The sequence below is a fragment of the Pseudomonas sp. PDM02 genome (genome assembly GCF_014852285.1).
Lineage (GTDB): Bacteria > Pseudomonadota > Gammaproteobacteria > Pseudomonadales > Pseudomonadaceae > Aquipseudomonas > Aquipseudomonas migulae.
Genome location: NZ_JACVBL010000001.1, coordinates 239,608 through 265,590, shown reverse-complemented (window position 1 = coordinate 265,590; position 25,983 = coordinate 239,608). Strand labels below are relative to the sequence as shown.

Genomic DNA, 25,983 nt, shown 5'->3' with positions numbered 1-25,983 from the left:
GCGACTCTCGATCTTGTAGGAGCGAGGCTTGCCCGCGAAGGGGCCAGAACAGCCACCTCAAATCCCGCAGAGCTCACGCAACAGTCGGGTATCCAGATGCTTCTCCACCAAATCCGCCAGCCGCTCGATATCTCGCTCACGCAACCCGTGATAATCCACTTGCTGCACATCCTGCAAACCCGCCCAGCGCAACAGCGCACTGCACGCCGCCGGCGATTCAAACAGGCCATGCAGGTAGGTGCCGAAAATCTGCCCGTCGCCACTTTGCGCGCCATCGCAACGGCCATCGTCCAACTGCACGGCGGCATTTTCCAGTGCCGGGCCGGTGGTGACGCCGGCATGAATTTCGTAGCCGCTGACCGGCGCATCTTCCAGCGCCAGACGCCCGCGCACATTGCGCAACTGCTTCTCTTCTTCCAGTTGCGTTTCGAACGCCAGCAACCCCAAACCGGCGCTGGAGCCCGGCGCACCTTCAAGGCCCAACGGATCGTGCACCTGCTCGCCGAGCATTTGCAGGCCGCCGCAAATACCCAGGACTTTTCCGCCGTAGCGCAAATGTCGGCTGATGGCGGTTTCCCAGCCGTTGGCGCGCAGATACGCAAGGTCGCTGCGCACGCTTTTCGAGCCAGGAAGAATGATCAGGTCGGCGGGCGGTATCGCCTGGCCGGGGCCGATAAATTGCAGGTCGACTTGCGGGTGCAGGCGCAGCGGATCGAAGTCGGTGTGGTTGCTGATGCGCGGCAACACCGGCACCACCACTTTGAGCACTTGATCGGCCTTGTCGGTCTGGCGCTGATCGATGCCGTCCTCGGCTTCCAGGTGCAGGTCCATCACGTACGGCAGAACGCCAATCACCGGTTTGCCGGTGCGTGCTTCCAGCCAGTCGAGGCCCGGTTGCAGCAAGGCAATGTCGCCGCGAAAACGGTTGATGATGAAGCCTTTGATCCGTGCCTGCTCGCTCGGCGACAGCAGTTCGAGGGTGCCTACCAGATGCGCGAACACCCCGCCGCGATTGATGTCGGCGATCAATACAACTGGGCAATCCACTGCCTCGGCGAACCCCATGTTGGCGATGTCGCCGGCGCGCAGATTGATCTCGGCCGGTGAGCCTGCGCCTTCGACCATGACCACTGGATACGCCGCGCTCAGCCGCGCATGGGAGGCCAGCACCGCTTGCATGGCGATGGCTTTGTAGTCGTGATAGGCGACCGCGTTCATGGTCGTGACGGCGCGCCCATGGATGATCACCTGGGCACCGGTGTCGCTGTTGGGTTTGAGCAATACCGGGTTCATGTCGGTGTGCGGTTCGAGGTTGGCGGCCTGAGCCTGCACGGCTTGCGCGCGGCCGATCTCGCCACCGTCAGCAGTCACGGCGCTGTTGAGCGCCATGTTCTGCGGTTTGAACGGCACCACGCGCACCCCCTGCCGCGTGACCCAGCGACACAACGCCGTCACCAGCGTGCTTTTACCGGCGTCCGATGTAGTGCCTTGCACCATCAGCGTAGTCATCGGCTTTCCTTGGCGTAATCTGTAAACGCTTGCGCGAGACGGGTCCAGTCGGCTTCTTCGCCGGGCAGGCCGAAACGCAGGCTGCTGTTGTGGGTGAACAACCGCAGCAGAATGCCGCGTCGGGCCATGAACTCATGCAGCTCTTCGGCGCACTCGGTCACCAGCCATTGAAACAACGCGCAACCGCCCTGAGGTTTGAAGCCGTGTTCTTCAAGCAACAGCGCCAGCCGTTTGCTGGCTTCTTCGGTACGCAGACGTTGTCTGGCGTGGCCTTCGGCATCCTTCAGGCAGGCTTGCCCCAACACGCGGGTCGGCCCGCTGACGGCCCAGGGGCCGACTTGTTCGGCGAGCAACTTGAGCAACTTGCGCTCCGCCAGTACGAAGCCCAAGCGCACCCCGGCCAGACCAAAAAACTTGCCGAAGGAACGCAGCACGATCAAGCCCACCATATGGGCACATGGCGCCAGACTCAGTTGCGGCGTGTTGTCCATGAACGCTTCGTCGACCACCAGCCAGCCGCCGCGCTGCGCCAGCCTGGAATGCCAGTCGAGCAGACGGCTCGGGGTCAGGCTCAAACCCGTCGGATTGTTCGGATTGACCACCACCAGCACATCGAGACTGTCGAGGAAGAAATCGACTTCCTGCTCCAGCACTTCACGCACGATGTAACCGTTGCGACGCCAGGCTTCGGCGTGCTCGGCGTAACACGGCGACAGCACGCCAACCTTGCCGTCCCGCCGCAAACGCGGCAGCAACTGGATCGCCATTTGCGAACCGGCCACCGGCAACACCTGCGCGGTGCCGTAATAATCACAGGCGGCCTGCTCCAGACCGTCATCGTTTTCCGGTAACCGCGCCCAGGCGCGCAACGGAATGTCCGGGACAGGAAACGGCCAGGGCGCGAGGCCGCTGGACAGGTCAAGCCAATCGGCTTCGGCGATGCCGTATTCGAGCGCGGCCTTGCGCAACCGTCCACCGTGTTCAAGCATAGAATTCAGCTCCCACGCAGAGAATCAGCAGCCATAACCATACCCCGCGCTGGACCAATTGCCAGCCACGGTCAATGGAGTCGGCATCCGCCGGCACGCCTTCGCCCAGCTGCGGACGCTGATGCAATTCGCCGTGATAAATCGCCGCCCCGCCCAACTCGACGCCCAGCGCACCGGCTCCCGCAGCCATCACCGGCCCGGCGTTCGGGCTGTCCCAGGTCGGCCCCTGGGTGCGCCAGCATTTCAGTGCAAGTCGGGTTTTGCCCAGCAGCGCGTAGGTCAACGCCACCAGCCGCGCCGGAATGTAGTTGAGTACGTCGTCGATTTTCGCCGCCGCCCAGCCAAACCGTTCGAAGCGTTCGTTGCGATAGCCCCACATCGCATCCAGCGTATTGCTCAATCGGTAGAGCACCACGCCGGGCGCACCGGCCACGGCAAACCAGAACAGCGCAGCAAACACCGCGTCGCTGCCGTTCTCCAACACCGATTCGGTAGCGGCGCGGGCCACTTCGGTTTGATCCAGTTCGCTGGTCTGGCGACTGACCAGATAGCCAACGCGTGTGCGCGCCTCCTCCAGATCATCACTGCGCAGGGCCTTGGCGACCGGCTCGACGTGTTCACCGAGACTGCGCAGGCCGAGGGCGCAATAGAGCGCGAGAATCTCGACGACCCAGCCAACGTAAGGCGCCCAGGAAAACGCCGTGGCCAGCAAGGTCAGCGGCAACACCGCAATCACCCATGCCGTGACGCCGTGGCTGCGCCAGCCGCGCCCGCCACCATTGAAACGTTGCTCGATGCGGTCGGCAAAACGGCCGAACGCCACCAGCGGATGCCAGCGTTTGGGTTCACCCAGCAGCGCATCCAGCGCAACCGCGGCGACACTCAACAACGCCACACTCATTGACTCACTCCCCAATAGTTTTCGTACAGCATTTCACTGAGCGGGCGCGCTTGCGCCCAGCCTTCGAGTACCAACATCGGCGCCGGATAGAATTCCTTGACCGGGCCCAGGCAAAGAACAGCCAAAGGCTTGGCCCCGGCGGGCAAACCCAGCAGGTCGGCCAGGGCTTGCGGCTCGAACAAAGAGACCCAGCCCATGCCGAGTCCTTCGGCACGGGACGCCAGCCACAGGTTCTGGATTGCGCAGGACAACGACGCCATGTCCATTTCCGGCAAGGTGCGACGGCCAAAGATGTGCCGCTCGCGATCGTCCATCAGTGCAGCGACCAGCACTTCGGCGCAGTCGTTGATGCCTTCGACTTTCAACTTCATGAATTCGTCGGTGCGCTCGCCGAGGGCTTCGGCGGTGCGCATGCGCTCCTCTTCCACCAGCAACTGGATCTTGCTGCGCAGGGCCCGGTCGCTGATGCGGATGAACCGCCAGGGCTGCATCAAGCCGACGCTTGGCGCCTGGTGCGCGGCGTCGAGCAGACGCCGGAGCAACTCGGGGTCGACAGTGCCGCCGCTGAAGTGGCGCATGTCGCGGCGTTCGGCGATTGCTCGGTAGACCGCTTCGCGTTCGACCTGACTGAATGCGTTGTCAGTCATGGCCTCTTCGCGAGCAAGCCCGCTCCCACAGTTGACCGCGTTTCTTTAGGCAACACATGTTCAAATGTGGGAGCGGGCTTGCTCGCGAAGGCGGCCTGAAGGTCAGGCGCAAACAACGCGGCAATCGCGGTCGGATTCGACGGAAAATAAAAATGCACGTAAGAAGCCGTCATCCGCCCCTCACGATAAACCGCCTCCGCCCCACGCCCGCCATTCGGGCTCAGGCCGCGAGCAATCGGCTCAAGCTCGGTACTGGTCAACGAATGGTGATAGGTGTGCCCGCGCAGCGAACCTTCCGGCAAGTCAACCGCCTGCAACGCCAGTGCCGCCAATCGTTTCTGCATCACCGCATCACCGGTCAGCAAACCAACCAGCTCCGCCCGCGTGCCTTCGACATCGGTCAGCGAATCGAGCAAATACAACATGCCGCCACACTCGGCCAGCAAGGGTTTACCCGCCGCGTGATGAGCGCGGATGGCGTTGAGCATTTGAGTATTCCGAGACAGCGCCACATGGTGCAATTCCGGGTAGCCGCCCGGCAGATAGAGGCTGTCAGCCTCCGGCAATTGCGTGTCGCGGATCGGCGAGAAGAATGACAATTCGGCGCCCATGGCACGGAGCAAATCCAGGCTCGCACCGTAGGTGAAAGCGAACGCCTCATCACGGGCCACGGCGATTCGGACACCGGCCAGCAACGGCTCGGCGGCGATCACTTCTGGAGCGGCGAATTCCACAGGCGGCGGCAGCGTAACGTCGCAGCTGTTGGCCAGCGATTCGGCCGCCGCATCGAGGCGCAGGTCGAGGTCATTCAGCTCGCTGGCTTGCACCAGACCAAGATGCCGACTCGGCAGCTCGATCCCGGTTTCCCGGGACAACGCGCCGTACCAGCGCAAGCCTTCGGTCAGGCTGCCTTCAAGCAATTGCGCATGGCGCAAGGTGCCCACGCGGTTGGCCAGCACGCCGGCGAACGGCAAGTCCGGCTGATACTTCGCCAGCCCCAGCGCCAGCGCACCAAAGGTCTGCGCCATCGCCGTGCCGTCGATCACCCCGAGCACCGGCACACCGAAGTGCCGCGCAAGATCGGCGCTGGACGGCGTGCCGTCGAACAGGCCCATGACACCTTCGATCAGGATCAGATCCGCTTCACCGGCGGCTTCCCACAACAGTCGACGACTTTCCTGTTCGCCGACCATCCACATGTCCAGTTGATACACCGGCGCACCGCTGGCGCGCTCGAGAATCATCGGGTCGAGAAAGTCCGGGCCGCATTTGAACACGCGCACCTTGCGTCCCTGATTGCGATGCAAACGGGCCAGCGCGGCGGTGACGGTGGTCTTGCCCTGACCGGAGGCCGGCGCGGCAATCAAGACCGCCGGGCAATGACGTGGTTGATTCACAGCTCGACGCCTTTTTGCGCTTTGATCCCGGCCTGGAAAGCGTGTTTGATGACGCCCATTTCAGTGACGGTGTCGGCCAGCTCGATCATTTCCGGCTTGGCGCCGCGACCCGTAACGACCACGTGTTGCATCGGCGGACGCGCCTGCAAGTCGCTGAGCACCTGATCAAGGTCGAGGTAGCCGTGCTTGAGGGCGATGTTCAGTTCATCCAGCACCACCAGGCCGATCGACGGATCGCGCAACAGCTCGCGGGACACTTCCCACGCGGCTTCGGCGGCGGCGATGTCACGCTGGCGGTCCTGGGTTTCCCAGGTAAAGCCCTCGCCCATCACATGAAAACGCACCTGCTCCGGGAAGCGTCGGAAGAACAACTCTTCGCCCGTGCTGCTGCGCCCCTTGATGAACTGCACCACGCCGCACTGCATGCCGTGGCCCATCGAGCGGGCGAGCATGCCGAAGGCCGAGCTGCTTTTGCCCTTGCCGTTGCCGGTCAGCACCAGCAGCAGGCCGCATTCATTCGGGGAATTGGCGATGCGTTCGTCGATCACGGCTTTTTTGCGCAGCATGCGCGCCAGATGGCGTTCGTCACGATCGGGAGTATCAGTCATGGGGGAGCTCTCCGTTGAGGCTGGATAACGGCGGGCAGGCACAAGAATAGACGGCAAGAAGCCTGGCATCGCCCACCGTGATGCCGCTGAATGGATCAGGCCGGTCTCCGGGCTCATGAGCGGCGTTTCGCCTGACTGCGCGCCTTCCCATATCGACATTCGACACAGTGGCTCAAGGCACAGCCTTCACTCATTTACCGTTGCGGGGGCAGCGCCGGGATCGTGACTGTTCATGAGTTGAACGAGCGCACTCACCGGCTTCCCTGTTTCACTCTGTCGACCGACGCCACAGAGCACCTGAAACAAGCCGCGAAGGTTAGAGGGTTGGGGGTGGAGCGTCAATTAAAGCCGGGAGACCGCCGGGCGAATAACTGCCGTCGATCAATAAAATGACGCCAATCTTGTGCCACACTCCAAGCAGTGATATCAAAGCGCCACAACCTGACAACACAATAACAAGGGTGAGCCACATGCAAGGCATGACCATCAGCAATCCGAAGCTGGAATTCCTGCGCCCGGTGCTGGAGCGCTGGTTTGACTGTATCGACCGCTACAACGCGGTGCGCGGCGATAACGACACGCCTTACTGGTACGACGAAAAAGCCAACCTCGGCTTGCTCTCGGCTGCCGCGTGGATGGCGGAAATGGTCACGCTGCAGAACACATCCACCCGCAAACAAAACGAGGAAGGCGAACGCAACGCCCGCGCCGACCTGTTCATCGCCAGCAGCGAAGAACGCGCCTACCTCCAGGCCACCCAGCGCTGGCCACGGGTCAACAGCTTGAACCTGACGCAGGCCCTCGCCGATATCACCAGCGACGCCAAGCGCATCAGCTACGCCAGCGACCTGAAACTCGGCTGCCTGTTCGTCGCCCCGCAAAAGGCCCAGCACGGCGCCACGCCGGAAGAACTTCAGGACATGGTCGACGACCTGCAAAAGGAACACAGCTGCGCGGTCGCCTGGTATTTCCCCTACGCCTACCGCAAGTTGCGCAACGAAGCGGGCAACTATCATCCCGGCATCGCCGTACTGTTCAAGGAAGCCCGCGGCTGACCGGTTGAACCATCGCGGGTTTGCACTTCTCTATTGATCAGGTCACTGCACTTATAGGGAAGATCAGCATGCACAAGCCCCGGCTCGTTCTCGTCATCGCCCTCACAGGAGGGCTCGCTGCCTGCAGCGAGACCTCCACCCTGCAAGTCTCCGACGGCACCGGCCCGTCCCCTCGACTGCCAGAACCGAACAAGACCCTGATCCCGACAGTGAACATCGCCCCGGCAATCGGCTGGCCGGACGGCGCGAAACCCACGGCGGCAGCGGGTACGCAAGTGGCGGCATTTGCTGAAAACCTCGATCACCCGCGCTGGCTGTACGTGCTGCCGAACGGCGACGTGCTCGTCGCCGAAACCAATGCGCCGCCCAAACCCGATGATGGCAAAGGCGTTAGAGGCTGGGTCATGAAGAAAGTCATGGGCCGCGCCGGTGCCGGCGTCCCAAGCCCGAACCGGATCACGTTGCTGCGCGACAAAGACCACGACGGCATCGCCGAAACTCGCACGGTGTTTCTGGAAAACCTTAATTCGCCCTTCGGCATGACCCTGGTCGGCAATGACCTGTATGTCGCCGACACGGACCGCTTGCTGCGATTTCACTACCAGGACGGCACCACGACCATCAAGTCGCCGCCGATCAAAGTGGTTGATCTGCCGGGCGGCACGCTGAATCACCACTGGACCAAAAACGTGATCGCCAGCAAGGACGGCAGCAAGCTGTACGTCACGGTGGGTTCCAACAGCAACGTCGCCGAAAACGGCATGGATCAGGAAGAAGGTCGCGCGGCGATATGGGAAGTGGATCGCGCCACCGGCAAGCATCGGATTTTCGCCTCGGGCCTGCGCAATCCCAACGGCATGGCCTGGGAACCGCGGAGCGGCGCGTTGTGGACGGCGGTCAACGAGCGGGATGAAATCGGCAGCGACCTGGTGCCGGACTACATCACCTCGGTCAAGGACGGCGGGTTCTATGGCTGGCCTTACAGCTACTACGGCCAGCACGTCGATATTCGCGTCGAGCCGCAAAACCCGGACCTGGTGGCCAAGGCCATTGCTCCGGACTACGCGGTCGGCCCGCATACCGCCTCACTGGGCCTGACGTTCGCTGAAGGCAACAGGCTGCCAGCGCAATTCAAGGAAGGCGTGTTCATTGGCCAGCATGGTTCATGGAACCGCAAGCCGCACAGTGGCTACAAAGTGATTTTCGTGCCGTTCAGTGCCGGCAAACCGAACGGAAGCCCGGTTGATGTGCTCACGGGCTTCCTCAATGACGAGGAAAAAGCCATGGGCCGGCCGGTGGGTGTGGTGATTGATCAGCAGGGTGATTTGCTGGTGGCGGATGATGTGGGGAACAAGGTGTGGCGGGTGTCGATAGCGAAGTAATCCCGCCATCTGTAGGAGCGAGGCTTGCCCGCGAAGGCCTTTTGCCTGACACACCGCTTTCGCGGGCAAGCCTCGCTCCTACAGTTTGCGGCAGAGGGTTAAACCATCGCCCAGCGGCAACAACGACAGATCCACACGCGAGTCATCCTTCAAGGCGCGATTGAGCGCCTGGATAGCACGGGTGTCTGCGCTTTCGGGATTCGGCTCAAGCACCCGCCCGCCCCACAGGGTGTTATCGAACACCGCCAGACCACCGATGCGCAGCAGACGCAACGCGTGCTCCAGGTAGGCCGGATAGTTGGCCTTGTCGGCATCAATGAAAATCAAATCGAATTGACCGGGTTGATCCAGCCGGGCCAGGGTTTCCAGCGCGGGCGCCAGGCGCAGCTCAATTCGTTCGGCAACGCCCGCTTCCTTCCAGTAACGGAGCGCCGTGGCGTTGTAGTCGCCGGGGATATCACAGCAAATCAGCGAACCGTCATCCGGCAATGCCGCCGCCATGCACAAGGCGCTGTAACCGGTGAAGGTGCCGACTTCCAGCAAACGCCTCGCGCCGGTGAGTTTCACCAGCAATGCGAGGAACTGCCCCTGCTCCGGCGCCACCTGCCAGCGCGCCATCGGCAGCGCCTGGGTTTCATCGCGCAAACGCTTGAGCAGCGGCGTTTCCCTCAGGGAAACGTCGAGCAGGTATTGATACAGGGAATCGTCGAGATTGAGTGTGCGGGCGGTCATGACGACCTCTGCGAACTAGGGGTTACGCGCCAGATGCTCGGGTTGCAGAACACGCTTGGCGCTCAGGTAAGCTTTCTGCCAATACGCTTTGGACAAGCTGTCGAGCTTCACCGTGCCGCCAGTGGCTGGTGCATGGACGAAACGGCCTTCGCCAACGTAGATCCCGGCATGGCTGACCTGCGAGCCGCCATTGGTGGCGAAGAAAACCAGGTCGCCGGTTTGCAGGCCTTCCTTGCCGACATTGGCTGCCTGCATGCTGATCATCTCGCGCGTGGTGCGTGGCAGGGATATGCCCGTCACGTCACGGTAGACATAACCGATCAGGCCACTGCAATCGAACCCGGAATCTGGCGTATTGCCGCCCCAGCGATAAGGCGTGCCCACGAGGCCCAAGGCGCGAAACAACACGTCTTCCGCCTCAGGCGAAAAAGGTTGTGCGGAGCCGAAGACAATGGGTGCGCGAACCACCGGCGCAGGTGGCGGTGTGCGGCTGGCGCAGGCACTGAGCAGCGCTGCGAAGAACATGAGTGCGAGGCGGGCCGACATCGTCATAAGCAGAACATCCTGATCTGGCTGCGGCTTTTTCCACCGCAAAGGCAGAAAAGAAAACCGCCTGCGCAGGACGCAGGCGGTTTGCCATCAATAATAGATCAGGATTCTAGCGGGTACGCGGCAAACTTCAAGTAAGACTTTAAGTTCGCCTTACAAACTGTCTGCCTACTCTGTTGCAGAGAGGCCGTTGCCGCCACTGATGTGGCGACAGGCTGGACAATTACTTGCGTGCCGTGACCACGGTCGGGGCCATCGCGAGTGCGCGCTTGGCTTCGATGAAGGTTTTGCTCCAGTAGCTGTCGCCCAGGCTATCGACCCGGACACCACCGCTTTTGCGGCTGCTGGAGTGGATGAACTGGTTGTCACCCAGGTAGATCCCGGCGTGACTGACACGACCGCGGCGACCATTGGTGGCGAAGAACAGCAGATCGCCCGGCTTGAGCGCGCTACGGGAAACCAGTGGCGCGTCAACGTTGATCATTTCGCGAGTGGAACGCGGCAGGTTCATGCCGGCCTCTTCACGAAACAGGTAACCGATGAAGCCGCTGCAATCGAAGCCAGCCTCGGAGGTGCCGCCGAAACGGTAACGGGTACCGATCAGGGACATGCCACGCTCGAGGATGCTGTCGGCCAGAACCGGAAGCTGGTAGGACTTGCCGTCGGCGAAGTCTGCCAGTTCTTTATCGGTGGCCAGTTCTTCCTGGAATAGAACGGAAGAAGATTGCGCGGTAACTGAATTTTTAACCTGCTGTTGTTGCTCTTGCTGGGACACTGGAGAGTGAGCAGCGCAACCGAACAACAGGGTGACGAGTGCGAGAGGCACGAGGGGTGCGAAGCGATTTAGCATGGGCACGACCGTGGCTGATAGTTGTAAAGAAGCCGAGACTATGCCCGCTATCAACCTCATTTGCAAATTCAATCGAACTTTATGTGACTTCTTGGTTTCGCGTTTACATCTAAGCGCTTAAGCCCCATTTAGACGCTCGCGCAGCCTGCCCCGTGCAGGAAAGCGGATTTTGTGGCGCCTGAAATATGCCGCAACCCCTGAAAAACCTGGGCCTTACCAGCCCAACGTTTCTTTCAGGAACGGAATGGTCAGCTTGCGTTGAGCTTGAAGGGAGGCCTGATCGAGACGCTCAAGCAGCTCGAACAGCGCGCTCATGCTGCGAGTACCGCGAGTCAAAATAAAATGCCCGACTTCGTCGGTCAGGTGCAGGCCGCGACGGGATGCGCGCAGTTGCAAGGCACGCAATTTGTCTTCGTCGGACAGCGGACGCATCTGGAAGATCAGCGCCAGGGTCAGGCGGGATTTCAGGTCCGCCAGCTTCACCGGCAATTCACGCGGCGAGGTCGATGCTGCAATCAGCAAACGCCGACCGCTATCACGCAGGCGATTGAACAGATGGAACAACGCCTCTTCCCAATCCGCGCGCCCGGCAACCGCTTGCAAGTCGTCGAGGCAGACCAGTTCGTATTGTTCGAGGTTGTCGAGGATTTCGATACCGCGATCCAGCAGCTCGGCCAACGGCAAGTACACCGCCGGCTCCCCCAACTGCTCAAAGCGCAGACAGGCCGCCTGCAGCAGATGCGTACGCCCTACCCCGTCCTTGCCCCAGAGATAAATCAGGCTTTCGGTCCAGCCGGCGTCGGCTTCGCAAAGCCGCTCGACATAGCCGAGTGCAGCGGCATTGGCGCCTGGGTAGTAATTGATAAAGGTAGCGTCATCACGCAGACGCACACCTAGGGGCAGCTGAATCGGTTTCATGCTGACTGAACAGTTCCAAAGGAACCGTTAGTGGCCTCTGTGTAAAGTTTGCGAAGTTTATACCCGTGACGCTGACCGCACAATGCGACAGACCATAAGCAAAATCAAAGGTTTGCGTTATCGCACCGGTTTTATGACAGTTTCTTTGGCGGCGCATGTGACAGCCACGCAAGGGATACGGGCCAGCCTGGCACTGAACCAGGCCGCCCGCGACGGACCATCAGCGAACCTTACAGCTCAGGTTCATCGACGCCACTGTAGATATCAGAATCTTTATACAAATCATGCACATGGCGCACAAGTACCATGATCACCGCCGCCACCGGGAGCGCCAGCAGCACGCCGGTGAAACCGAACAGTTCACCGCCGGCCAGAATCGCGAAGATCACCGCCACCGGATGCAGGCCGATCCGGTCGCCCACCAGCAACGGCGTCAGCACCATGCCTTCCAGCGCCTGGCCGACCATGAACACCGCAACGATGCCAATCATCGGGTACAGGTCGCCACCAAACTGGAACAGGCCGGCAATCAACGCCGCGCCAATCCCGATGACAAACCCCATGTACGGCACAATCGCCGCCAGACCGGCGATCATCCCGATCAGCAACCCCAGCTCGAGCCCTACCAGCATCAGGCCCGCCGAATAGATCACACCCAGCGCCACCATGACCAGCAATTGCCCGCGTACGAACGCCCCCAGCACTTCATGGCATTCGCCGGCCAGAATCACGACGCGCTCTTCACGAGCGCGGGGCAACAGGCTGCGGATCTTGGCCATCATCACGTCCCAGTCCCGCAGCAGGTAAAAGCTCACCACCGGGATCAACACCAGATTGGCCAGCCAACCGATCAACGCAAGGCCGGAAGCGGTCGCCTGACTCAACACCATGCCGACAATGTCGGTGGTCTGGCCCATGTGCTCGCTGATTGCCGCCTTGAGCTTGTCGAATTTCCAGAAGCCATCCGACAGCCCGAACTTCGATTGCGCCCACGGCAATGCAGTGTGCTGCAACCAGTCGAGCATCTGTGGTGCCAGCTCATACAAGCGGAACAACTGCTTGGCGAGCATCGGCACCAGCACCAACAGCAACGTGGTGAAAATCAAAGAGAACAACGCGAACACCGCCACCACGCCCCAGGTCCGCGAGAGCCCGGCCTTTTCCAGGCGGTCCACCAGCGGGTCGAACAAGTAGGCCAACAGCAGCGCCACCAGGAACGGCGTCAGAATCGGATGCAACAGCCAGATAAACGCGCAGAGCAGAACCACTCCACCCAACCAGAACCAACGCCGCGTATCGGCCATGTACCACTCCATATGCATCTATATAAAGAAAGAAAACCTTACCAACGGAAACGCAGTTGCGGCACCGGTGCAGGCGTTGGTGCAACAGCGGGCGCCGAACCCTGGACCACCGGCTGGACAGGCGCCGTCGGAGCCGGTGCCTCACCCGCCGGGACCTCCTGCAACTTCGCCAGCGACAACTGCGAGCGCAACTGCTCGGCGCTGCCATTGACCCGGTAGAGAATACGGTTACCGTCAACACTTTGCAGACGCGCGCCGAACGGCTCAAGCAAACGCCCCAGCGTTGCGTAGTGCTCCAGATTCATGCCCTGCACTTCCAGCAATTGCTCACCCGAAGTACCTGGCTTGACCACAAACCGTGGCGCCAGACGCTGACTGACCGCCAGCAGCACCGCGTCAGCCACAGCGGCCTGATCCGCGCCCTGCACGCTGCCCGCCTCCTTCTGATCGCCCAGCCACAAATGCCATTTGGCCTGCCACTGACCGCCCTCTTCCCGGGCATGCACCGCCAGCAAGGCATCGGCGTTGTAACGCTCCGATGCACCGCGCAGTGGCGCTGCATCCGTACCCTCCAGATTCGGTGCGGTGGCGACCAATTGTTCACTCAAGTCCGCCAATGGCAGACGCAGCGGCAGACCACGATGTTGTGCGGCACGACGCAGCGGCGCAGCAGCGGCCTGGCCATCACCGACCAGGCTCGAACCTTCTGCGGAATCATTCAACCACCAACCGAGGATCGACGGCCGGTTCGCCCCCCACAGCGACAGCCCGGCACGGCGCAACGCCTGCTCGGTGGAGGCAGGGTCGAAATCGACTTTCAGCACTTCCGGCGGGCCGGCGTCGAAGCCGTACTGACTGATGATCTGCTGCGGATCCTTGCGGACGGCCGCCAACCCCGGACTTTGCGCCGCCTTGGGGTCGCCGGTCAGGCGCAATACCAGCGTGTCGAGCGCACGCTGGGTGGCTTGATCGCGCTCTTCAGGCGCCTGACTGGTGACTGGCTCGCGCACCTGATAAAGGCCTTTTACGGTTTCAGCATGACTCGCCAGGCTGACCAGGGACAAACAACCCACAAACAATGATCTGAAAAAACGCATGGAGGATTCCTGACGACAAGAGCGGCTGGAACTGACCGCATGAAGACAATCGAGCAAGGCTGTGACCATCGCCCGACGCAAAACATTCACACGTCCCGGTTAAGTTTTTCGCACTGCCATAACGATAGACGGTTAATCGCGATACCTTATACAGCCAAGCGGGAGACGACCAACACGGGCAATTACGGTTTTTTTGTATCGATATGCCCCTGCTGTCGGCCTGAGGATGGCCGCTGCCCCTCAAGCCTGATAAAATCGCGCGCCTTCGCAGACCGGCAACAGCCGGGCAGTGTCGGAATAGCGCGCATGGCACTCGCCTTCGTCTGTTCCGACAGTCCCACTGGACCCGGTCGTTACCCCTGAATCCCCCCTAAAGGCCTGGATCATGAGCAAGCAACCCTCCCTGAGCTACAAGGACGCCGGTGTAGACATCGACGCCGGTGAAGCATTGGTCGAACGCATCAAGAGCGTCGCCAAGCGCACTGCGCGCCCGGAAGTCATGGGCGGCCTGGGCGGTTTCGGCGCCCTCTGCGAAATCCCGGCCGGCTACAAGCAGCCTGTGCTGGTTTCCGGCACTGACGGCGTCGGCACCAAGCTGCGCCTGGCGCTGAACCTGAACAAACACGACAGCATCGGCATCGACCTGGTGGCCATGTGCGTGAACGACCTGGTGGTCTGCGGCGCCGAGCCGCTGTTCTTCCTCGACTACTACGCCACCGGCAAACTCAACGTCGAAACCGCGACCCAGGTCGTGACCGGTATCGGCGCAGGCTGCGAACTGTCCGGCTGCTCCCTGGTCGGCGGCGAAACCGCTGAAATGCCTGGCATGTACGAAGGCGAAGACTACGACCTGGCCGGTTTCTGCGTCGGCGTCGTGGAGAAGTCCGAAATCATCGACGGTTCGAAAGTTGCTGCCGGCGATGCCCTGCTCGCCCTGCCTTCTTCCGGCCCGCACTCCAACGGCTACTCGCTGATCCGCAAGATCATCGAAGTGTCGGGTGCCGACATCGAAAACATCCAGCTCGACGGCAAACCGCTGACCGACCTGCTGATGGCCCCGACCCGCATCTACGTGAAGCCGCTGTTGAAGCTGATCAAGGAAACCGGCGCGGTCAAAGCCATGGCCCACATCACCGGTGGCGGCCTGCTGGACAACATCCCGCGTGTACTGCCAAAAGGCGCTCAAGCGGTGGTTGACGTGGCGAGCTGGAACCGCCCTGCCGTGTTCGACTGGCTGCAAGAGAAAGGCAACGTCGACGAAAACGAAATGCACCGCGTACTGAACTGCGGCGTCGGCATGGTGATCTGCGTGGCTCAAGAGCACGTTGAAACCGCGCTGAACGTACTGCGTGAAGCTGGCGAGCAGCCTTGGGTCATCGGTCAGATCGCCACCGCTGCCGAAGGCGCGGCCCAGGTTGAACTGAAGAACCTCAAGGCACACTGATGCAAGAGCGGATGTCCGTCACCTGTGATGTGGTGGTGCTGTTGTCCGGCACCGGCAGTAACTTGCAGGCCTTGATCGACAGCACGCGGACCGGCGACAGCCCGGTCCGCATCGCTGCGGTGATTTCCAACCGCGCCGACGCCTACGGCCTGCAACGCGCCAGGGACGCGGGTATCGACACCCGTTCCCTGGATCACAAGGCTTTCGAAGGCCGCGAAGCCTTCGATGCCGCGCTGATCGAACTGATCGACGCTTTCAATCCCAAACTCGTGATCCTGGCCGGTTTCATGCGCATCCTCAGCGCTGACTTCGTGCGTCACTACGCGGGTCGCCTGCTTAACATCCACCCCTCGCTGCTGCCCAAATACAAAGGGTTACACACTCATCAGCGCGCGCTGGAGGCCGGCGATACTGAACACGGCTGTTCCGTGCACTTTGTCACCGAGGAACTCGATGGCGGACCACTGGTCGTACAGGCAGTAATACCGGTAGAGTTGCACGATTCGCCGCAGAGTCTGGCGCAGCGAGTTCATACCCAGGAACACCTGATCTACCCGATGGCCGTACGCTGGTTTGCGGAAGGTCGCTTATCACTCGGTGAACAAGGTGCTTTACTGGATGGCAAGTTACTCGCGGCCAGTGGCCACTTGATTCGAACCTAGGAGATTTTATGCGTCGCGCCCTGCTCTTCGCTTGCGCTCTGCTTGCCCTGCCTTTCGCGCAGGCTGCGGAACTTCAACCCTTCTCCGCCAGCTACACCGCCGACTGGAAGCAGCTGCCCATGAGCGGCACCGCCGAGCGCAGCCTGACCAAGGAAGCCAACGGCGTCTGGAAGCTCAGCTTCAAGGCATCGATGATGATTGCCAGCCTGACCGAAGAAAGCACCCTGACCCTGGACAAGGACACCCTGCTGCCACAGTCCTACCACTTTGAGCGCGGTGGCCTGGGCAAAGCCAAGAAGGCTGACCTGGATTTCGACTGGACCACCAAAATGGTCACCGGCACTGATCGCGGCGACGCGGTCAAGATCCCGCTCAACCGCGGCATGGTCGACAAATCCACTTACCAGTTGGCCCTGCAGCATGACGTGGCCGCCGGCAAGAAAAGCATGAGCTATCAGGTGGTCGATGATGGTGAAGTCGATACTTATGACTTCCGCGTGCTGGGTTCGGAAAAAGTCGACACCAAGGCTGGCCAGATCGACGCGATCAAGGTCGAGCGCGTGCGCGACCCGACACAAAGCAAGCGCATCACCGTGCTGTGGTTCGCCAAGGATTGGGATTACCTGCTGGTTCGCCTGCAACAGGTCGAAACCGACGGCAAGGAGTACAACATCATGCTCCTGGACGGCAAGGTCAACGGCAAGGCTGTCAAAGGCAGCTGATCCATAGCGATACGAAAAAGCCCCGCAATTGCGGGGCTTTTTTTAACATAGAAGGAAGGTTAACCAGGCACCTCAGGTGGTCAGCCCGTAAAGCCAGGACGATCTACCACCAGAATCATGCACAGCCGTTACCCAACGACCGCTGGACTGGACAACGCAATCAACAGGATGTCCGGGGTGATACATGAAGCCCGACCATCCAAAATCGGTGTCGATTGCTCCGCTGGGTAAGAATCGAGAGCACACGAGCTCAGCTCCTCCAGACTCACCAATGACAAGCAATTTACCATCATCTTGCTCGCTAATTGAGTGCCATCTGCCAAGCAACCGCTGAGTTATTACTGGCTGCCCACCATTAAAACCCTGCTCTAGTTTGCCGTTCTTATCCAACCCCACCAGCAATGCCCCGATACCCGCATTTTGAGCATTGCCACCCACGCAACGGATGCGATCATCCTGCAAGAGCAGCATGTCAAAAAAGGCAAACTCTACCCCCTCTGCCGCAAAAAACGAAAACCCCTCGACTCCAAAAGTGGTGTCCAAGGTGCCGTCTGCTTTAAACCCCGCCACAAAGCTTTGGCCTGTCATATACCCCACAACAATGATTCGCCCACTGTTCTGGACCAAGACCCTTCGCGAGAACATAAAAGCTGCAGAAGAGGGAATTTCAGCTTTACCGGCGACGCCAAACGTCAGATCCAGCTCTCCATCGGCCAATAGCCTGACCAGCACCGAAATATACTTGCCGCCTACCGAATAATGGCAGGTCACAATTATCTTGCCGTCCGGTTGCAAGCATCCATGGAAACCATTCAAGAGAGTGTGCGAGTCAGGATACAAGCTGTGTATTTTTCGCCCGAAGACAAGATCCGGACTTCCACTGGAATTAACGCGAGTCAGGGCCAGCCGTGATTTACCCCCTTGGTCGGAGTTACCAATCAACAGGATTTTCCTGTCAGGTTGTAGCAATGCCGCTCCCAGGATAGAAGAACCCGCATCTTCAAAACGCCATTTCAGCACTCCTCCGGTGCCAAAGGTTTGGTCCAACACACCGTTTTTACTCACGCGGCATAGAAAGAAGTCGCCGCGCGTTGGCGTTGGCGCTGTCATCGCCAGCGTCATCGACTCGCCTTCTTCCAAGAGTGACACCACTTTGCCTGTGCCCGCCGGTGCCTGAAATTTTCCGCCTGTGGCAAAAGAAGGGTCGAGCTCACCGCTCGCCGCCACGCCGGGTGTATCGTTATGCGTCACCATTGCTTCTCTCCTTGAACTTGAAAAAGGGAACATCTTGCCTTGGGCAAGAGCGTGCATAACACCCATTGAGCTCCGCCCCATGCAGAAAGGACTGCGTTCAGTCGAGTCGATTCAAACACGCGGAACGTAGCCAGGCTACTGTCATAAATGACAGCTACCCCCCACCCCTGGAAAGCAAGTAGGACGCATCTCAGGAGGAATGCTCTATACCTTCAAGGTCTTTTTTGATCGAATGACTATTCCTACTGCCGAGGTTCCCCATGACAGTCACCGTCAATACCGTTTCCGCCGAAGGCTTCCGCCACAGCGTACAAATCGATGACCACGAACTCTTCGCCGATGTGCCGGCATCGTCCGGTGGCGAAGGCTCGGCGCCTGAGCCACACGACTACTTCGATGCAGCGCTGGGCGCATGCAAGGCCCTGACCCTGAAGCTCTACGCGAAGAAGAAAGGCATCCCGCTGACCGGTGTTGGCGTAGAGGTCAAGCGCGACAACAGCCAGGAGCAAAAAGGCAAATACGCCCTGCACGTCAAACTGACCCTCAAGGGCGTGCTCACCGACGCCCAGCGCGACGAACTGCATCGCGTGGCCGACCGCTGCCCAGTGCACAAGCTGATGACCACCAGCGAAGTCAGCATCGAAACCCACCTCTCCGAAGGCGCGTTCAGCCAATAGCGGCAAGGCTTGGGCAAGCGGGTTATGCTCCACGCGTCACCCGCTCAGCCTGGAATGCACCATGAACACTCCGCTCGTGATTCGCCCCCGCGCCGAAGATGTCGAAGGCCAACCGATTCTTCGCCCGTTGCCGTCAGCCAAATGCCGCAGCGTCGGGCCTTTTGTGTTTTTCGACCACATGCTGGAAACCCGTTATCCAGCGGGCAAAGGCATGAACATCCGTCAGCACCCGCACATCGGCCTGTCGACCCTTACCTACTTGTTCGAAGGAAAAATCCAGCACAAGGACAGCCTCGGTTCCGATCAGGTTGTGGAGGCCGGCGACGTCAGCTGGATGACCGCTGGCAGTGCTATTGCCCATGTCGAACGCACGCCCGAAGCCCTGAAGGCCAGCGGTTTCACGATGCACGGTTTGCAGATCTGGCTGGCATCGCCCAAGGATCATGAGCAAGGCCCGGGCCACTACAGCCATCACCCGGCAGCCACGTTGCCGGTCAGCGATAACCTTGGCGTGATGATCCGGATGATCGCCGGGTCAGGCTTTTGCCTGGAATCGCCGGTACCGGTGCTTTCTCCTACGCTGTACGCGGAACTGAACCTGCAAACAGCAACCACGCTGCTGATTCCCACCGAGCATGAAGAACGGGCGCTGTACGTGTTGAGCGGTGAGGCGCAGCTCGATGGCGAGCCGATAGAGCCGTACTCGCTAGTGGTGCTGCCTGCCGGGGAAGAAATGACGCTGTTTGCCGAGAGCGACTGTCATGCGGTGTTGTTCGGCGGCGCGCCGCTGGATGGACCGCGACGGATCAACTGGAATTTTGTGGCGAGCGATCCGGCGGCTATCGACGAAGCGCGGCGACGCTGGGCGGCCGGGGATTGGCCGACGGTGCCGGGGGAAAGCGAGCGTATTGAGCTGCCTTGAGATTTGTGGCGTTATTGCCGCCGCCATCGCGAGCAGGCTCACTCCTACAGTAGACCGAGCCGCAATCACTGTTCCCACATTGGAATGCGGTCTACTGTAGGAGCCGGCTTGCTGGCGATGGCGGCGTCGAAATCGCCATCGCCAGCAAGCCGGCTCCTACAGGATCGGGTTCACAGCCAAAAAATTTCAGGTCATAAAAAAACCCGCCGAAGCGGGTTTTTTTACAACGTCGTTAAACCGACAGTTCAACCAGCAGCTTGTTGAGACGGCGCACATACGCGGCCGGGTCTTTCAAGCTGTCGCCGGCCGCCAGGGCCGCCTGATCGAAGAGAATGTGCGACAGGTCGCCGAAGCGCTCGTCGCTCTGCTCGTTGTCGAGTTTCTCGATCAGCGGGTGCGCCGGGTTGAATTCGAAGATCGGCTTCGAATCCGGAACCTTCTGACCGCTGGCTTCCAGGATCTGACGCATCTGCATGCCCAGGTCCTGCTCGCCGATGGCGAGAATCGCCGGGGAGTCGGTCAGACGATGGGAAACCCGCACTTCAGCCACGGATTCGCCCAGCGCAGTTTTCAGGCGCTCAACCAGACCTTCTTTGGACTTGGCGACTTCTTCCGCGGCTTTCTTGTCTTCTTCCGAATCCAGGTTGCCCAGGTCGAGGTCACCGCGCGCCACGTCGACAAAGCTCTTGCCGTCGAAGTCGTTGAGGTAGCTCATCAGCCACTCGTCGATGCGGTCGGTCAGCAGCAGCACTTCGATGCCTTTCTTGCGGAAGACTTCCAGGTGCGGGCTGTTTTTGACTTGCGCGTAGGTTTCGCCGGTCAGGTAGTAAATCTTGTCCTGACCTTCCTTGGCGCGAGCCAGGTATTCGGCCAGACCCACAACCTGCTCGCCTTCTTCGCCCTGAGTGGACGCAAAACGCAGCAGGCCGGCGATTTTCTCTTTGTTGGCGAAGTCTTCTGCCGGGCCTTCTTTCATGACCTGACCGAAGTTTTTCCAGAAGCCTTTGTATTGCTCAGGCTCGTTCTTCGCCAGTTTTTCCAGCATGTCCAGCACGCGCTTGGTCAGCGCCGATTTCATGGAGTCGATGATCGGGTCTTTCTGCAGGATTTCCCGCGACACGTTCAGCGACAGGTCATTGGAATCGACCACGCCCTTGATGAAGCGCAGGTACAGCGGCAGGAACGACTCGGCTTGGTCCATGACGAACACACGCTGCACGTACAGCTTCAGGCCTTTCGGCGCTTCACGCTGGTACAGGTCGAACGGAGCGCGGGTCGGTACGTAGAGCAGCGAGCTGTATTCGAGCTTGCCTTCGACCTTGTTGTGGCTCCAGCTCAGCGGGTTCTCGAAATCGTGAGCAATGTGTTTGTAGAACTCCTGGTATTCCTCGTCCTTGATCTCGGTACGAGGACGGGTCCACAGGGCGCTGGCGCGGTTGACGGTTTCCCACTCAACAGCCGGCTTCTCTTCGCCTTCTGCGGCTGCCACTTCTTTCGGCAACTCGATCGGCAAAGCGATGTGGTCGGAGTACTTCTTGATGATGTTGCGCAGACGCCAGCCATCGGCGAACTCGTCTTCACCGGACTTCAGGTGCAGGACGATGCGAGTACCACGATCAGCTTTCTCGACGGTGGCAACTTCGAAATTACCTTCGCCCTTCGACGACCAGTGCACGCCTTCGCTGGCAGCAGCACCGGCACGACGGCTGAACACGTCGACTTTGTCGGCGACGATGAAGGCAGAGTAGAAACCCACGCCGAACTGACCGATCAGGTGCGAATCCTTTTTCTGATCGCCCGTCAGGTGTTTCATGAAATCGGCGGTGCCGGATTTGGCGATGGTGCCCAGGTGGGTGATCGCATCTTCACGGCTCATGCCGATGCCGTTGTCTTCGAGGGTGACGGTTTTAGCGTCCTTGTCGAAGCTCACACGGATTTTCAGTTCGGCGCCACCTTCCAGCAACTCAGGCTTGGACAGGGCTTCGAAACGTAATTTGTCGACAGCGTCAGAGGCGTTCGAGATCAATTCGCGAAGGAAGATTTCCTTGTTGGAATACAGCGAATGGATCATGAGGTGCAGCAGCTGCTTCACCTCGGTCTGGAAGCCCAGGGTTTCCTTTTGAGTTTCCACACTCATGGTCATCAAACTCCAATCAGATGGCAGTGGCCGCGACCTAGAGGGTCGGCGGCGGGTTGTCATCAAAGTTGGGGGCTCGGATCAGGATTTCAAGGGCTCATCGATTTTGAAGTGGGCGCGGGCCGTGGCGATGGGCTCGGATTCGGTGCTTTGCCAGGCGGTCACTGCCACGTTTGCGACACGCCGCCCCTGACGGCACACCTGGCAGCGCGCCCACGTATCGCGAAACTGCCCGGCGCGCAGGTAGTCGAGGGAAAAATCGATGATCTTCGGCACACCCGGTGAACCGGTAAAAATCAGCAGGTGCAAGGCGGCGGACAGCTCCATGAACCCGGCAATGACGCCGCCGTGAATCGCTGGCAGTAAAGGGTTACCAATGTTGTCCTTGTTCGCCGGCAGACGAAACAGCAGGTCATCCCCCACCCGCGAACACTCGACACCGATCAGTTTGGCGTAGGGAATCAGATGCAGCAGCGAGGCATAGTCGCCCTGCTCATGGGCCTGTTGCAGTTGTTCCTTGAAGTTGTCGGTCATTTCGCACCTCCGGCGATGGCGCCACCAAACCCTTTGGTGCCTTTGACGCCCTTGCCCATGCGCATGAACGTACCGACGACATGGGCGATGGGCTGCTCGGGATCGTCCTGATAAGCAAAGCCACGGGCGAAGATCACGTCGGTAGTGACCCGGTAGCACTGGGCAAAACCATAGACGTCCTTATGCGGTTCGGCGGCATGCATGTAGTCGATGCGCAGGTCGAGGGTCGGGCAGACTTCGAATTCGGGCAACACGCAGAGTGTGGCCATGCCGCACGCGGTGTCCATCAGGGAGGTCAATGCCCCGCCATGGATCACGCCGGTTTGCGGATTGCCGACAATTTGCGGGCTGTACGGCAGGATGACCGTCAGTCCATCGCTGCTGGCGCTATGAACGCGCAAACCAAGTACCTGGCAATGCCTGAGCGCCGAAAGGAATCGCGTCGCGCGCTCAAAAACGGGGTTTTCGGCCATGTGGTAAACACTCTTCTTAGTACTCGGAGATTGTATTAGGTGTATTCGTAAAAGTTCCCATAGGAATAATCTTATATATCTGAACGAATTGAGGAACTTAACCCTGATGTCCACGCTCGAAAGGCCAGATAGATATTTTCCATAAGGAGAAACACCCCATGCGTAAGACTTTAGCTATTGCCTTGATGTTGACCGCTTCCCTCGGTCTCGCTGCCTGCGATAAAAAATCCGAGGACAAAGCTCAAGAAGCCGAGAAACATGCTGAGCAAGCTCAGCAAGACATGAGCAAAGCTCAGGATAAAGTGAACGACGCTGCGAAAGAAAACGCCGAAGCTGCCAAAGCTCAGGCTGAATCGGATGCCGCTGCAGCAAAAGAAGCACCTAAAAACTAAAACAGTTTTTAGCGTGATAAAGAAAACCCGCCAAGTGCGGGTTTTCTTTTGCCTGTCATTTGCCTTGTTAGAGCAAAATAGTTCTAAAAGTCGGACTAATCATCAATAGCAGCGAACACACTAACCCGACAAACCACACCAGACTCCGCTGCCAGGCCAGATCGCTCCAATAGCACACTAAGTAAATGACCCGCGTAATCACAAAGATGATTGCGAGCGTATCAATCAGCCACCCCGCCGTTTGCGTGGCGTGCGCCATCAACACCCCCACGGCAAACAATATAAACGCCTCAAAACAGTTCTGATGAGCTGCCACAGCGCGGGCGCCAAACCCCGTGAGTTGTGCCTGTTGCTGGCGCGGCAGATGATTGTCGTAACCGCCCTGCTCTTTCATGGCCCTGGCCACCGGCATGCGGGCCACATAGATCAGCAAGGCACTGATAAACACACACCAGAACGGAATACTCATCAAGCGGCCTCTCGGTTCGCCTCGGGCAATGGCGCCTCTGTAGGGGTATAGACCATCACGTCGAGAACGTCGGAATGAAACTCCCGGCGATACAGCACCAGCACCACGCCAGCGCTCATCAGCATGAACAACCAGGGGCTGACGAACCACGCCAACATGGTCATGCCGAAGTAATAGGAACGCAGGCCGAAGTTGAACTGGTTGGCGGCCATGGAGATGACACGCGCCGCCCGTGCGGCAAAGGCTTTACGCTCCAGCTCGGAAACATGCCGCTCGCCGACCATGGGGGCCGACCCCACCAGAATCGCAGCGAAGTTGTACTGGCGCATGCACCAGCTGAACGTGAAGAACGCATACACAAACACCAGCGCCAGGCACAGCAACTTGATCTCCGACATGCCCTGGGAGGCCTGTTGCACCATCGGGATGTCCGCCAGCAATGACACCGCCCGTTCCGACGCACCGAGCACGGTGAGAATGCCGGCCAGGATAATCAGTGTGCTGGAGGCGAAGAACGAAGCGTTGCGCTCCAGATTGCCGATCACACTGGCATCGGCGATGCGGTTGTCCCGCATCAGCATGCGCCGCATCCAGTCTTCGCGGTACAGGTGCAACACACTGGCCAGGCACGCGGTGTCGCGGCCCTTCCACGTCGCATAACGGGTGTAGCCGCCCCAGCAGATGACAAACCAGATGGCAGCGAGGATGTGGATCAGGTTGGCGTGGATGAACGACATGCAGGTCCTTGTGAGACGTTGGTTGAATCTGTAGGAGCGAGGCTTGCCCGCGAAGACGGAGGGTCAGTCGATATCAATGTTGAATGATAAGCCGTCTTCGCGAGCAAGCCCGCTCCCACATTGGATTTTGCAATGCTTCGACGTTAGCTTAAGGAAAAAGACACTGCCTCACGCGCATAAAAAATGCCCCGTATCGATTGATACGGGGCATTTCCATGTTCGCTCAAGACCCGCTTATGGCGGGCCGTGATACGCCTTAAGCCAGCGCTTCTTCGCGCTTGCCCAGCATGCGGTCGCAAACCACCGCGACCACCAGGGTCATGACCGACGGCACCAGCCACGCCAGGCCCTGCTCACTCAGCGGCAAATGCGCCAATTGCGTCGGCATCCAGTCCGCCAGACCTGCGCCCTTGAGCGCGTCGATCAGGCCGAAGATGAACGACACCAGCATCACCGGACCGACGATGCGGCCCTGCTCATGCCAGAAGTCCTTGCAGAAGCTCAGGGCGACCAGCGCGATGCACGGCGGGTAGATCGCGGTGAGGACCGGGATCGAGAATGCGATCAGCTTGGTGAGGCCCAGGTTGGACACCAGCAGGGAGAACGCAGCGAGGATGATGACCAAGGTCTTGTAGGACAGTGGCAGCACACGGCTGAAGTATTCGGCACAGGCACACGTCAGACCGACCGCTGTGACCAGGCAGGCCAACGAAATCAGCACGGCGAGGAAACCACTGCCCAAGGAGCCAAAGGTGTGTTGAACGTAGGCGTGCAACACCGCCGCGCCGTTGGTCGCACCGGCGGCCACTTCATGGCTGCCCGAACCGAGGCGAAACAGGCTGACGTACACCAGCGCCAGACCGACGCCGGCAATCAGCCCGGCAATGATCGCGTAACGGGTGATCAGCGCCGGAGAATCCACGCCACGGGAGCGGATTGCGTTGACGATAACGATGCCGAATACCAGCGCGCCCAGGGTATCCATGGTCAGGTAACCATTGATGAAGCCCTGGGAGAATGGCGCCGCGACATACTCGGGCGTCGCCACGCCGATATCACCGGCCGGCAACGCGAACGCGGCGATGCCGAGGGCGGCCAGGGCGATAATCTTCAGCGGTGCGAGGAAACGTCCTACGGTGTCCAGCAAACGACCCGGGTAGAGCGAGATGAAGAACACCAGCAGGAAGTACACCGAGCTATAGAGGAACAGCGCCAGCGGGCTTTCGCCGGTCAGCGGCGCCAGGCCCACTTCGAACGATACAGTCGCGGTGCGCGGCGTCGCGAACAGCGGGCCAACGGCGAGGTAGCACGCAGCGGCCAGCAAGCCACCGGCGATTTTGCCGATCGGGCTGCTCAAGGCATCCATCGCGCCACCGACCTTGGCCAGGGCAACAACGGTGATCACCGGCAGACCGACCGCGGTGATCAGAAAGCCCAGCGCCGCCATCCAGACATGAGGCCCGGACTGCAAACCGACGATAGGCGGGAAGATGATGTTGCCAGCCCCGACGAACAGGGCAAACGTCATAAAACCAAGTGCCAGGATGTCCTGGCCTTTCAACACTTTCATTAAGGAAATACCACACTACTGAATCGGAATTTAGAGAGGGATTTCCCTTATG

27 protein-coding genes and 1 riboswitch are annotated in these 25,983 nt (G+C 60.0%); of the genes, 8 read left to right on the top strand and 19 right to left on the bottom strand.

Going from position 1 to position 25,983, the window contains the following annotated elements; genetic code table 11:
* Nucleotides 1-57: 57 nt before the first annotated feature.
* Genes IB245_RS01200 through cobO form a run of 6 tightly spaced genes read right to left on the bottom strand, consistent with a single transcriptional unit; the run spans nucleotide 58 to nucleotide 6,051 of the window.
* Nucleotides 58-1,509, bottom strand: coding sequence for a cobyric acid synthase (locus IB245_RS01200; RefSeq protein ID WP_192226122.1), 1,452 nt, complete (start codon nucleotides 1,507-1,509; stop codon nucleotides 58-60).
* Complete coding sequence (cobD, locus tag IB245_RS01195) at nucleotides 1,506-2,498, bottom strand: threonine-phosphate decarboxylase CobD (RefSeq protein WP_008039193.1); 993 nt, start codon at nucleotides 2,496-2,498, stop codon at nucleotides 1,506-1,508. The genes IB245_RS01200 and cobD overlap by 4 nt, the downstream gene beginning before the upstream one ends.
* Nucleotides 2,491-3,399 carry an adenosylcobinamide-phosphate synthase CbiB gene (cbiB, locus tag IB245_RS01190; protein ID WP_192226120.1) on the bottom strand — a complete coding sequence of 303 codons (909 nt, stop codon included), beginning with the start codon at nucleotides 3,397-3,399 and terminating at the stop codon, nucleotides 2,491-2,493. Before cbiB ends, cobD begins: the two co-directional genes overlap by 8 nt.
* Nucleotides 3,396-4,046 (bottom strand): 5,6-dimethylbenzimidazole synthase, encoded by a 651-nt coding sequence (bluB, locus tag IB245_RS01185; RefSeq protein ID WP_192226118.1) that lies wholly within the window; start codon nucleotides 4,044-4,046, stop codon nucleotides 3,396-3,398. The genes cbiB and bluB overlap by 4 nt, the downstream gene beginning before the upstream one ends.
* The gene (locus tag IB245_RS01180) at nucleotides 4,043-5,443 is read right to left on the bottom strand and encodes a cobyrinate a,c-diamide synthase (RefSeq protein WP_192226116.1); all 1,401 of its coding nucleotides are present in this window, start codon (nucleotides 5,441-5,443) and stop codon (nucleotides 4,043-4,045) included. The genes bluB and IB245_RS01180 overlap by 4 nt, the downstream gene beginning before the upstream one ends.
* Nucleotides 5,440-6,051, bottom strand: coding sequence for a cob(I)yrinic acid a,c-diamide adenosyltransferase (gene cobO / locus IB245_RS01175; RefSeq protein ID WP_008033559.1), 612 nt, complete (start codon nucleotides 6,049-6,051; stop codon nucleotides 5,440-5,442). Before cobO ends, IB245_RS01180 begins: the two co-directional genes overlap by 4 nt.
* 80 nt (nucleotides 6,052-6,131) lie before the next feature.
* Nucleotides 6,132-6,367: riboswitch (cobalamin riboswitch) on the bottom strand.
* A 154-nt stretch (nucleotides 6,368-6,521) separates the two neighbouring features.
* Here cobO and IB245_RS01170 point away from each other — a divergent pair.
* Both IB245_RS01170 and IB245_RS01165 read left to right on the top strand, forming a co-directional pair.
* A complete protein-coding gene (locus IB245_RS01170; protein ID WP_192226114.1) occupies nucleotides 6,522-7,106 on the top strand; it encodes a hypothetical protein in 585 nt (194 codons plus the stop codon).
* A 68-nt stretch (nucleotides 7,107-7,174) separates the two neighbouring features.
* On the top strand, nucleotides 7,175-8,488 hold the full coding sequence (locus tag IB245_RS01165; protein ID WP_192226112.1) for a PQQ-dependent sugar dehydrogenase: 1,314 nt from the start codon (nucleotides 7,175-7,177) through the stop codon (nucleotides 8,486-8,488).
* Between the two features lie 78 nt (nucleotides 8,489-8,566).
* Here the strand turns inward: IB245_RS01165 and IB245_RS01160 are convergent, their stop codons facing one another.
* The 6 genes from IB245_RS01160 to IB245_RS01135 all read right to left on the bottom strand — a co-directional run bounded on the left by IB245_RS01160 (nucleotide 8,567) and on the right by IB245_RS01135 (nucleotide 13,938).
* Nucleotides 8,567-9,220 carry a class I SAM-dependent methyltransferase gene (locus IB245_RS01160; protein ID WP_192226111.1) on the bottom strand — a complete coding sequence of 218 codons (654 nt, stop codon included), beginning with the start codon at nucleotides 9,218-9,220 and terminating at the stop codon, nucleotides 8,567-8,569.
* Between the two features lie 15 nt (nucleotides 9,221-9,235).
* Nucleotides 9,236-9,772: a C40 family peptidase gene (locus tag IB245_RS01155; protein WP_008033547.1), complete on the bottom strand. Its 537-nt coding sequence runs from the start codon at nucleotides 9,770-9,772 to the stop codon at nucleotides 9,236-9,238.
* 220 nt (nucleotides 9,773-9,992) lie between these two features.
* Nucleotides 9,993-10,619 carry a C40 family peptidase gene (locus IB245_RS01150; RefSeq protein WP_008033546.1) on the bottom strand — a complete coding sequence of 209 codons (627 nt, stop codon included), beginning with the start codon at nucleotides 10,617-10,619 and terminating at the stop codon, nucleotides 9,993-9,995.
* A 213-nt stretch (nucleotides 10,620-10,832) separates the two neighbouring features.
* Entirely contained in the window at nucleotides 10,833-11,537 is a 705-nt protein-coding gene (gene hda / locus IB245_RS01145) for a DnaA regulatory inactivator Hda (protein WP_008033543.1), read from the bottom strand.
* Nucleotides 11,538-11,767: 230 nt separating this feature from the next.
* On the bottom strand, nucleotides 11,768-12,841 hold the full coding sequence (locus IB245_RS01140; protein WP_008033540.1) for an AI-2E family transporter: 1,074 nt from the start codon (nucleotides 12,839-12,841) through the stop codon (nucleotides 11,768-11,770).
* A gap of 38 nt (nucleotides 12,842-12,879) precedes the next feature.
* Nucleotides 12,880-13,938 (bottom strand): DUF2066 domain-containing protein, encoded by a 1,059-nt coding sequence (locus IB245_RS01135; RefSeq protein WP_008039217.1) that lies wholly within the window; start codon nucleotides 13,936-13,938, stop codon nucleotides 12,880-12,882.
* Between the two features lie 385 nt (nucleotides 13,939-14,323).
* Here IB245_RS01135 and purM point away from each other — a divergent pair, with 385 nt between their 5' ends.
* Genes purM through IB245_RS01120 form a run of 3 tightly spaced genes read left to right on the top strand, consistent with a single transcriptional unit; the run spans nucleotide 14,324 to nucleotide 16,766 of the window.
* On the top strand, nucleotides 14,324-15,382 hold the full coding sequence (gene purM, locus IB245_RS01130) for a phosphoribosylformylglycinamidine cyclo-ligase (RefSeq protein ID WP_008033526.1): 1,059 nt from the start codon (nucleotides 14,324-14,326) through the stop codon (nucleotides 15,380-15,382).
* Between the two features lie 11 nt (nucleotides 15,383-15,393).
* Complete coding sequence (purN, locus tag IB245_RS01125) at nucleotides 15,394-16,044, top strand: phosphoribosylglycinamide formyltransferase (protein ID WP_192226109.1); 651 nt, start codon at nucleotides 15,394-15,396, stop codon at nucleotides 16,042-16,044.
* An 8-nt stretch (nucleotides 16,045-16,052) separates the two neighbouring features.
* On the top strand, nucleotides 16,053-16,766 hold the full coding sequence (locus IB245_RS01120) for a DUF3108 domain-containing protein (protein ID WP_008039220.1): 714 nt from the start codon (nucleotides 16,053-16,055) through the stop codon (nucleotides 16,764-16,766).
* Between the two features lie 72 nt (nucleotides 16,767-16,838).
* On the opposite strand, the gene IB245_RS01115 is transcribed toward IB245_RS01120, so the two are convergent.
* A complete protein-coding gene (locus tag IB245_RS01115; protein ID WP_192226107.1) occupies nucleotides 16,839-18,020 on the bottom strand; it encodes a hypothetical protein in 1,182 nt (393 codons plus the stop codon).
* A gap of 260 nt (nucleotides 18,021-18,280) precedes the next feature.
* Between IB245_RS01115 and IB245_RS01110 the strand changes: the two genes are divergently transcribed.
* Both IB245_RS01110 and IB245_RS01105 read left to right on the top strand, forming a co-directional pair.
* Complete coding sequence (locus tag IB245_RS01110; protein WP_192226105.1) at nucleotides 18,281-18,697, top strand: OsmC family protein; 417 nt, start codon at nucleotides 18,281-18,283, stop codon at nucleotides 18,695-18,697.
* Nucleotides 18,698-18,758: 61 nt separating this feature from the next.
* Nucleotides 18,759-19,619: a pirin family protein gene (locus IB245_RS01105; protein WP_192226103.1), complete on the top strand. Its 861-nt coding sequence runs from the start codon at nucleotides 18,759-18,761 to the stop codon at nucleotides 19,617-19,619.
* A 232-nt stretch (nucleotides 19,620-19,851) separates the two neighbouring features.
* Here the strand turns inward: IB245_RS01105 and htpG are convergent, their stop codons facing one another.
* The 3 genes from htpG to IB245_RS01090 all read right to left on the bottom strand — a co-directional run bounded on the left by htpG (nucleotide 19,852) and on the right by IB245_RS01090 (nucleotide 22,763).
* Nucleotides 19,852-21,756 carry a molecular chaperone HtpG gene (htpG, locus tag IB245_RS01100; RefSeq protein WP_008039224.1) on the bottom strand — a complete coding sequence of 635 codons (1,905 nt, stop codon included), beginning with the start codon at nucleotides 21,754-21,756 and terminating at the stop codon, nucleotides 19,852-19,854.
* A gap of 81 nt (nucleotides 21,757-21,837) precedes the next feature.
* On the bottom strand, nucleotides 21,838-22,290 hold the full coding sequence (locus IB245_RS01095; RefSeq protein ID WP_008039225.1) for a PaaI family thioesterase: 453 nt from the start codon (nucleotides 22,288-22,290) through the stop codon (nucleotides 21,838-21,840).
* Nucleotides 22,287-22,763: a PaaI family thioesterase gene (locus IB245_RS01090; RefSeq protein WP_008032683.1), complete on the bottom strand. Its 477-nt coding sequence runs from the start codon at nucleotides 22,761-22,763 to the stop codon at nucleotides 22,287-22,289. Before IB245_RS01090 ends, IB245_RS01095 begins: the two co-directional genes overlap by 4 nt.
* Nucleotides 22,764-22,921: 158 nt before the next feature.
* On the opposite strand from IB245_RS01090, the gene IB245_RS01085 reads away from it, so the two are divergent.
* A complete protein-coding gene (locus tag IB245_RS01085) occupies nucleotides 22,922-23,155 on the top strand; it encodes a hypothetical protein (protein ID WP_008032682.1) in 234 nt (77 codons plus the stop codon).
* A gap of 67 nt (nucleotides 23,156-23,222) precedes the next feature.
* On the opposite strand, the gene IB245_RS01080 is transcribed toward IB245_RS01085, so the two are convergent.
* The 3 genes from IB245_RS01080 to brnQ all read right to left on the bottom strand — a co-directional run bounded on the left by IB245_RS01080 (nucleotide 23,223) and on the right by brnQ (nucleotide 25,931).
* Nucleotides 23,223-23,624: an MAPEG family protein gene (locus tag IB245_RS01080; RefSeq protein WP_192226101.1), complete on the bottom strand. Its 402-nt coding sequence runs from the start codon at nucleotides 23,622-23,624 to the stop codon at nucleotides 23,223-23,225.
* The gene (locus IB245_RS01075; RefSeq protein ID WP_008032675.1) at nucleotides 23,624-24,361 is read right to left on the bottom strand and encodes a DUF599 domain-containing protein; all 738 of its coding nucleotides are present in this window, start codon (nucleotides 24,359-24,361) and stop codon (nucleotides 23,624-23,626) included. Before IB245_RS01075 ends, IB245_RS01080 begins: the two co-directional genes overlap by 1 nt.
* Nucleotides 24,362-24,617: 256 nt before the next feature.
* On the bottom strand, nucleotides 24,618-25,931 hold the full coding sequence (brnQ, locus tag IB245_RS01070; RefSeq protein WP_008032674.1) for a branched-chain amino acid transport system II carrier protein: 1,314 nt from the start codon (nucleotides 25,929-25,931) through the stop codon (nucleotides 24,618-24,620).
* Nucleotides 25,932-25,983 lie beyond the last annotated feature (52 nt).

What these genes read in the sequence shown, in the direction of transcription:
- hda (WP_008033543.1), bottom strand. Translation starts at nt 11,537, where the DNA reads ATGAAACCGATTCAGCTGCCCCTAGGTGTGCGTCTGCGTGATGACGCT.
- cbiB (WP_192226120.1), bottom strand. Translation starts at nt 3,399, where the DNA reads ATGAGTGTGGCGTTGTTGAGTGTCGCCGCGGTTGCGCTGGATGCGCTG.
- IB245_RS01165 (WP_192226112.1), top strand. Translation starts at nt 7,175, where the DNA reads ATGCACAAGCCCCGGCTCGTTCTCGTCATCGCCCTCACAGGAGGGCTC.
- htpG (WP_008039224.1), bottom strand. Translation starts at nt 21,756, where the DNA reads ATGAGTGTGGAAACTCAAAAGGAAACCCTGGGCTTCCAGACCGAGGTG.
- IB245_RS01085 (WP_008032682.1), top strand. Translation starts at nt 22,922, where the DNA reads ATGCGTAAGACTTTAGCTATTGCCTTGATGTTGACCGCTTCCCTCGGT.
- IB245_RS01080 (WP_192226101.1), bottom strand. Translation starts at nt 23,624, where the DNA reads ATGAGTATTCCGTTCTGGTGTGTGTTTATCAGTGCCTTGCTGATCTAT.
- IB245_RS01075 (WP_008032675.1), bottom strand. Translation starts at nt 24,361, where the DNA reads ATGTCGTTCATCCACGCCAACCTGATCCACATCCTCGCTGCCATCTGG.
- IB245_RS01160 (WP_192226111.1), bottom strand. Translation starts at nt 9,220, where the DNA reads ATGACCGCCCGCACACTCAATCTCGACGATTCCCTGTATCAATACCTG.
- cobO (WP_008033559.1), bottom strand. Translation starts at nt 6,051, where the DNA reads ATGACTGATACTCCCGATCGTGACGAACGCCATCTGGCGCGCATGCTG.
- bluB (WP_192226118.1), bottom strand. Translation starts at nt 4,046, where the DNA reads ATGACTGACAACGCATTCAGTCAGGTCGAACGCGAAGCGGTCTACCGA.
- brnQ (WP_008032674.1), bottom strand. Translation starts at nt 25,931, where the DNA reads ATGAAAGTGTTGAAAGGCCAGGACATCCTGGCACTTGGTTTTATGACG.
- IB245_RS01090 (WP_008032683.1), bottom strand. Translation starts at nt 22,763, where the DNA reads ATGGCCGAAAACCCCGTTTTTGAGCGCGCGACGCGATTCCTTTCGGCG.
- IB245_RS01170 (WP_192226114.1), top strand. Translation starts at nt 6,522, where the DNA reads ATGCAAGGCATGACCATCAGCAATCCGAAGCTGGAATTCCTGCGCCCG.
- IB245_RS01115 (WP_192226107.1), bottom strand. Translation starts at nt 18,020, where the DNA reads ATGGTGACGCATAACGATACACCCGGCGTGGCGGCGAGCGGTGAGCTC.
- IB245_RS01200 (WP_192226122.1), bottom strand. Translation starts at nt 1,509, where the DNA reads ATGACTACGCTGATGGTGCAAGGCACTACATCGGACGCCGGTAAAAGC.
- IB245_RS01105 (WP_192226103.1), top strand. Translation starts at nt 18,759, where the DNA reads ATGAACACTCCGCTCGTGATTCGCCCCCGCGCCGAAGATGTCGAAGGC.
- cobD (WP_008039193.1), bottom strand. Translation starts at nt 2,498, where the DNA reads ATGCTTGAACACGGTGGACGGTTGCGCAAGGCCGCGCTCGAATACGGC.
- IB245_RS01120 (WP_008039220.1), top strand. Translation starts at nt 16,053, where the DNA reads ATGCGTCGCGCCCTGCTCTTCGCTTGCGCTCTGCTTGCCCTGCCTTTC.
- purN (WP_192226109.1), top strand. Translation starts at nt 15,394, where the DNA reads ATGTCCGTCACCTGTGATGTGGTGGTGCTGTTGTCCGGCACCGGCAGT.
- IB245_RS01095 (WP_008039225.1), bottom strand. Translation starts at nt 22,290, where the DNA reads ATGACCGACAACTTCAAGGAACAACTGCAACAGGCCCATGAGCAGGGC.
- purM (WP_008033526.1), top strand. Translation starts at nt 14,324, where the DNA reads ATGAGCAAGCAACCCTCCCTGAGCTACAAGGACGCCGGTGTAGACATC.
- IB245_RS01135 (WP_008039217.1), bottom strand. Translation starts at nt 13,938, where the DNA reads ATGCGTTTTTTCAGATCATTGTTTGTGGGTTGTTTGTCCCTGGTCAGC.
- IB245_RS01140 (WP_008033540.1), bottom strand. Translation starts at nt 12,841, where the DNA reads ATGGCCGATACGCGGCGTTGGTTCTGGTTGGGTGGAGTGGTTCTGCTC.
- IB245_RS01155 (WP_008033547.1), bottom strand. Translation starts at nt 9,772, where the DNA reads ATGACGATGTCGGCCCGCCTCGCACTCATGTTCTTCGCAGCGCTGCTC.
- IB245_RS01110 (WP_192226105.1), top strand. Translation starts at nt 18,281, where the DNA reads ATGACAGTCACCGTCAATACCGTTTCCGCCGAAGGCTTCCGCCACAGC.
- IB245_RS01150 (WP_008033546.1), bottom strand. Translation starts at nt 10,619, where the DNA reads ATGCTAAATCGCTTCGCACCCCTCGTGCCTCTCGCACTCGTCACCCTG.